Below are 1334 nucleotides of genomic sequence, written 5' to 3'. Positions count from 1 at the left end.
AAGCGGTGCGCCCCTCCTGGCCGAGCCGGTTGACGCCCCGGCGGCCGATATCCAGGCCGTCGTCTACCTCACCGGCGAGTTCAATGCGGGCGAGCTGACCTTCGGCGCCGGCCACTCCGCCGCGTCGGCGGCCGACGCGCTGCGCGACCTGTCGATCTTCCTCTGAGGACCCCACCCATGGACATCTATTCGACCCTCGCCATGCTGGGGGTGCTGCAGTCGCTGCGCGCCAAGGCCCCCCGCTTCCTGCTGAGCATGTTCTTCCCGCTGGCCAGCTTCAGCGACGACGAAAAGATCATCTTCGACGTCGAGGTCGATGACATCGAGATCGCCCCTTTCGTCTCGCCGCTGGCTGCCGGCCGCGTCGGCGCCGACACCGGCTATGAAACCCGGATGTTCGCCCCGGCCTATGTCAAGCCGCTGCACGACATCAAGCCGGGCGAGCCGCTGCGCCGGCTGGCCGGCGAACCGCTGACCGGCACCCTGTCGGCCGGCGCCCGCGAACAGGCCATCCTGGGCGCCAAGCTGCAGCGCCAGCTCAACCAGATCCTGCGCCGCAAGGAGGTGATGGCGGCCGAGGTCCTGCGCACCGGCAAATGCGTGGTGAAGGGTGACGATTACCCGGAGGTCCTGGTGGATTTCCAGCGCGACGGCGATCTGTCGCTGGTGCTGTCGGGCGGCGCCCGCTGGGGCGAGGCCGGGGTGTCGCCCTATGCCGACCTGTCGGAATGGATCGACCTGGTGGGGCGGAAGTCCGGCGCCGCGGTCAACGTGGCGGTGATGGACGCCAAGGCCTGGGCGCTGTTCGAGGCCGACCCCAAGCTGGAGAAGGTGCTCGACCGCACGCTGGGGCAGGCGGCCATCGTCCAGATGGGCTTCCAGCCCGGTGTCCCCGGCACCCCGGTGTTCAAGGGCCGGATCGGGATGGTGGAATTTTATACGTACAACGATACGTACAAGGACAACGGCGCCACCAGGGAGCTGCTGCCGGACCATACGGTCCTGCTGGGCGCCACCGGCGCCATGGAGGGCATCCAGGCCCATGGCGCCATCCTCGACCCGCGCGCCGGCTACCAGGCCCTGGAGGTCTTCCCCAAGAGCTGGATCGAGGAGAACCCGGGCCGGCGCATGCTGCTGAGCCAGTCGGCGCCGCTGGTCTATCCGCGGCGTCCCAACGCCTGCATGTGCGCGACGGTGAGGTGAGCCATGGCCAAGCTGCGCCTGCTGGCCACCGTGAAGGTGGCAAAGGAGACCGTGCTGCGGCCGGGGGCCGTCATCGAGGTCAAGGATCCGGAGGACAACCAGGCCGCGTCCCTGGTGGCCGCGGCTTTGCC

At 69.1% G+C, this 1334-nt stretch carries 1 protein-coding gene; it reads left to right on the top strand.

The window, feature by feature from the left end; all coding sequences use genetic code 11:
- The first annotated feature begins 177 nt into the window (after window positions 1-177).
- Entirely contained in the window at window positions 178-1203 is a 1026-nt protein-coding gene (locus I71_RS11645) for a major capsid protein (RefSeq protein WP_042695024.1), read from the top strand.
- Window positions 1204-1334: the final 131 nt, after the last annotated feature.

The organism is Azospirillum sp. B506, assembly GCF_000333595.1.
Taxonomy (GTDB): domain Bacteria; phylum Pseudomonadota; class Alphaproteobacteria; order Azospirillales; family Azospirillaceae; genus Azospirillum.
The sequence above is the reverse complement of the archived record's forward strand: the minus strand, read 5'-3'. Positions and strand labels throughout refer to the sequence as shown.